Annotated in this window: 3 protein-coding genes; all 3 read right to left on the bottom strand. The window is 73.2% G+C overall.

Annotated features, from left to right (window positions below; genetic code table 11):
* Window positions 1-77: 77 nt before the first annotated feature.
* The 3 genes from ACFUVW_RS19800 to ACFUVW_RS19790 all read right to left on the bottom strand — a co-directional run bounded on the left by ACFUVW_RS19800 (window position 78) and on the right by ACFUVW_RS19790 (window position 4,437).
* Window positions 78-1,472: an extracellular solute-binding protein gene (locus tag ACFUVW_RS19800; RefSeq protein WP_430573009.1), complete on the bottom strand. Its 1,395-nt coding sequence runs from the start codon at window positions 1,470-1,472 to the stop codon at window positions 78-80.
* A 91-nt stretch (window positions 1,473-1,563) separates the two neighbouring features.
* Entirely contained in the window at window positions 1,564-3,237 is a 1,674-nt protein-coding gene (locus ACFUVW_RS19795; protein WP_430573008.1) for an alpha-amylase family glycosyl hydrolase, read from the bottom strand.
* A 183-nt stretch (window positions 3,238-3,420) separates the two neighbouring features.
* Window positions 3,421-4,437 (bottom strand): LacI family DNA-binding transcriptional regulator, encoded by a 1,017-nt coding sequence (locus ACFUVW_RS19790; RefSeq protein WP_430573007.1) that lies wholly within the window; start codon window positions 4,435-4,437, stop codon window positions 3,421-3,423.
* Between the last annotated feature and the right edge of the window lie 94 nt (window positions 4,438-4,531).

The raw sequence follows: 4,531 nt of genomic DNA, 5'->3' as shown, positions 1-4,531 counted from the left end.
GGTGCCGGCCGCCCGCGCGGGTGCGGCGGTGTCGCCGCGTGATGATGAGCGAGGAGATGTGGTCGTGACGGTCACGGTCAGCCCTGGTCGAGCAGCGCCTGGGCCTGCGTGTCCGCGTCGGCGAGCAGGGCGTCGATGTCCGCGTTCTCGTCCGTGAGCACCGCCTGCACGACCGGGTCGAGCAGCGCGTACACCTCCTGCGTCTTCTGCGACGGCTCGCCGGCCAGCGGCAGGTCGAACATGGCGTCCGTGAACGCCGTCATCTGGTCGAGCGGCACGTTGACGTAGTCCGCGATCCACTGCTGGTTCAGCTCGTACTGCTCCTTCGAGAACATCGGCAGCACGGGCGTGCCCACCGGCTGGTCGTTCGCGGCGAGGGTCTCGGCGTCGGCGACGGCGCGGTCCTCGTCGACCAGCTTGTTGAGGTAGAAGAAGTCGATCCACTTCATCGCGGCGTCCTTGACGCCCTCGTCGACGTTGGCGGGCACGCCGGCGAGCGTGCCGCCGGTGAGCGTCGCCGCCTCGGGCGCGTCGGACAGCGGGATCGGCGCGAGCCCGTACGTGTCCGGGTCGACGGCGTTGGTCTGCACCAGCGAGGTGTAGATGTCGGAGCCGGAGGTGAACATGCCCACCTGGCCGGCCGCGAACTCCTGGTTGATGCTGCCCCAGTCGAGCAGGAAGTTGCCGCCCATCGAGTCGTCCTCCCAGCGCAGGTCGTGGAGGAACTGGAGCGTCTCCTTGGTGCCCGCGTTGTCGAGGGTCGCCGTGGCCTTCTGGTCGGCGTCGGTCTCCACGGTGCGGCCGCCGCGCGCGACCGACTGCGCCGTGAGCTGCCAGCCGCCCGTGTTGTTCTGCGTCATCGTCGCGTAGCCGGCGACGCCGGGGTTGGCGTCGGCGATCTTCTTCGCGTACTCGCGCACCTGCTCCCACGTGTTCGGCGGCTGGTCCGGGTCGAGCCCGGCCGACTCGAAGAGCTGGCGGTTGTAGTGCAGCGCCACCGGGTAGGCGTTCTTCGCCGGGATCGCGTACACGTGGCCGTCGGAGCCGGTGCCCGCCTCGAGGATCGTCGGGTTGAACTGCTCGGCGTACGGCAGGGCACGGAACTGGGCGTCCATGTCGGCGAGCTGGCCGTTCTCGACCAGGCCCTGCGCGTCCGTGAACGGGATCTCGAAGACGTCGGGCAGCGTGCCGCCCGCGAGCTGGGCGGCGAACGTCGTCGCCTTCCACTCGTACTCCTCGGGCTGCACGTCGATGTCGGGGTTCGCCTTCTCGAACTCCGCGACCTGGTCCTCGAAGGCGGCGACGGCCTCCTCCGTGGACCCGGGCAGCAGGGAGACCACCGAGAGGGTGACCTGCCCCGCCGAGTTGGTGCTCTCGCCCTCCGGGTCGCCCCCGCCGGAGCACGCGGCGAGCGCGCCCGTCGTGAGCGCGCCCACCAGGACGAGCGCGGCCGGCTTTCGTGTGGACTTCATCGTCACTCCCTTGTCGATGTCACCGGCGAAGGAATCGCGGTGGTGCAGCTGGTCGGTGCGGGTCAGGTGGGTCAGGCCTGTCGGGGCCGGCTCACGGGCGGAGCCAGACGGCGACGTCGGAGGCGATCCGCTCGAGCGGCTCGCGGGGGTCGGCGCTGTGCAGCACGACGTCGGCGCCGGCCGGCAGCGGGACGGGCTCGGGCCCGAGGTTGACGACGCAGACGAGGCCGCGCGCGTCGCCGACCGGACCGCCGCCCCGGGCGAAGGCGAGCACGTCGTCGCCGACCGGGAAGTCGCCGACGGCGTCGAGCCAGCGCAGGCCGTCGCCCCGCAGGGCGGGCTCGGCACGCCGGGCCGCGAGCGCCCGGCGGTACAGGGTGAGGGTCGACGCCGGGTCCGCGTCCTGGGCCTCGACCGACAGGTCGCCCCAGGACGCGGGCTGCGGCAGCCAGGGCGGCGCGCCGCCGTCGGGCCCGAAGCCGAGCGAGGTGCCCCCGCGCGTCCACGGCAGCGGCACGCGGCAGCCGTCGCGGCCGGGGTCGACGCCGCCGGACCGGGCGTGCATCGGGTCCTGCAGCAGCTCGCGCGGCAGGTCCTCGACCTCCGGCAGCCCGAGCTCGTCGCCCTGGTAGACGTACAGCGCTCCCGGGAGGGCGGCCACCAGCAGGGCCGCGGCGCGGGCCCGGCGGCGCCCGAGGTCCAGGTCGGTCGGGGTGCCGAACCGCTTGGCGGCGAAGGCGAACGACGAGTCGGCGCGCCCGTACCGCGTCACCGGGCGGGTGACGTCGTGGTTGGACAGCACCCAGGTGGCCGGCGCCCCGACCGGGGCGTGCGCGTCGAGGGTCGTGGTGATCGATTCGCGCAGCGCCTTCGCGTCCCACGGGCGGGCCATGAAGTCGAAGTTGAAGGCCGTGTGCATCTCGTCGGGGCGCAGGAACCGGGTGAACCGCTCGGTGTCGGGCAGCCAGACCTCGCCGACCAGCACGCGCGGCTCGTCGTAGGAGTCGGCCACCGCCCGCCAGGACCGGTAGACGTCGTGCAGCTCGTCGCGGTCCACGTGCGGGTGCTCCCCCGGCCCGGGGTCCTCCGGCACCTCCGGCAGGGCCGGGTCCTTGACCAGCAGCGCGGCCGAGTCGATGCGGATGCCGGCGGCGCCCCGGTCGAACCAGAAGCGCAGGATCTCCTCGTGCTCGCGGCGCACCTCGGGGTGGTCCCAGTTGAGGTCGGGCTGGGACGGGGCGAACAGGTGCAGGTACCACTCGCCGGGGGTGCCGTCGCGGTTCGTGGTGCGGGTCCACGTGGTGCCCTGGAAGTCGGAGACCCAGCGGGTGGGCAGCTCGTCGCCGCCCTCGCCCCGGCCCGGCCGGAACCAGAACCGCTCGCGCTCGGGCGAGCCGGGGCCCGCCGCCAGGGCCGCGCGGAACCACGGGTGCTCGACGGAGACGTGGTTCGGCACGACGTCGACGATCGTGCGGATCCCGAGGGCGCGGGCCTCGGCGATGAGCGCCTCCGCCTCGGCGAGCGTGCCGAACTGCGGGTCGATCGCGCGGTAGTCGGCGACGTCGTACCCGCCGTCCGCGAGCGGCGACACGTACCAGGGGGTGAACCAGAGCGCGTCGACCCCGAGCTCCCTGAGGTACCCGAGGCGCTGCCGCACCCCCGCGAGGTCGCCCGTGCCGTCACCGTTCCCGTCGGCGAACGAGCGCGGGTAGACCTGGTAGATCACCGCGCTGCGCCACCACTCGGCGTCCTGCCCCTTGCTCACCGATGAGCCCCTTCCACGTCGTCGTCGATGAGCAGGACAGTAATGACCCGACGCAGACCACGCAAGAAGTTGACAGCAGCGTTATCAAACCGCGACATGCCTCCGAGCGGACGCGCGCAGGCGAACGGCCGGCCGGGCGACCCGAGGTCGCCCGACCGGCCGTCGGGAGGGAAGGTGCGGGCGTCAGCCGCCGGGGCGGGGCGCCGCCGCCGTCGAGCGCCGCACGACGAGCTCCGGCTCGAAGAGCAGCTCGTCGCGCGACACCGTGGCGCCCGCGATCATGCTGGCCAGGATGTCGACCGCCGCGCGGCCCATCGCGTCGATCGGCTGCCGGACGGTGGTGAGCGCCGGGTCCGTGGAGTTCATCAGCGCGGAGTCGTCGTAGCCGACCACCGACACGTCGCGCGGCACCTCGAGCCCCGCCCGGCGCACGGCGCGGACCGCGCCGAGGGCCAGCGGGTCCGACGCGCACAGGATCGCCGTCGCGCCGGCGTCGAGCAGGCGACCCGTCGAGGCCTGCCCGCTCTCGAGCGAGTACTGGCTGTGCACCACGAGCCCGTCCGGCAGCTCGACGCCGTGCCGCCGGGCGAAGCCGCGGGCCGCCGCGAGCTTGCGCTCGGACGGCACGTGGTCGCGCGGGCCCAGCAGCAGCCCGATGCGCGTGTGCCCCATGGACACGAGGTGCTCCAGCGCCTGGTGGGTGGCGATCAGGTCGTCGCAGGAGACGTGCGGGAAGTCGAGGCTCTCGATCGACGCGTTGATCAGCACGACCGGCAGGTTCAGGGCCTGGAGCCGCTCGTAGTGCGCGTGGTCGGCGTCGCGCTCGGCGTAGAAGCCGCCCGCGAAGATGACGCCGGACACCTGCTGGCCCAGCAGCAGGTCGATGTACTCCGCCTCGGAGATGCCGCCCGCGGTGCGCGTGCACAGCACGGGGGTGAAGCCCTGCTGAGCGAGCGCGCCGCCCACCACCTCCGCGAAGGCCGGGAAGATGGGGTTGGCCAGCTCGGGCAGCACCAGGCCCACCAGGCGGGGGCGGTCGCCGCGCAGCTTCGTGGGCCGCTCGTACCCCAGCACGTCCAGCGCCGTGAGGACGGCGTCCCGCGTCGCCTGCGACACCCCGGGCTTGCCGTTGAGCACCCGGCTGACCGTCGCCTCGCTGACCCCCACCTTCGCGGCCACGTCGGCCAGTCGTCTCGACATGCTTCGACTGTACACGCGATCACGCAAGCGGCTTGCGCTTCTTGCACGGCTTGCGCGCTGAGTTGTCAGGGCCACGCGCAGGTATTCCTGCGCG

The organism is Isoptericola sp. NPDC057391 (genome assembly GCF_042668085.1).
GTDB lineage: Bacteria > Actinomycetota > Actinomycetes > Actinomycetales > Cellulomonadaceae > Isoptericola.
Note: the sequence above shows the minus strand (reverse complement) of the source record. Positions and strands in the feature narration are given on the sequence as shown.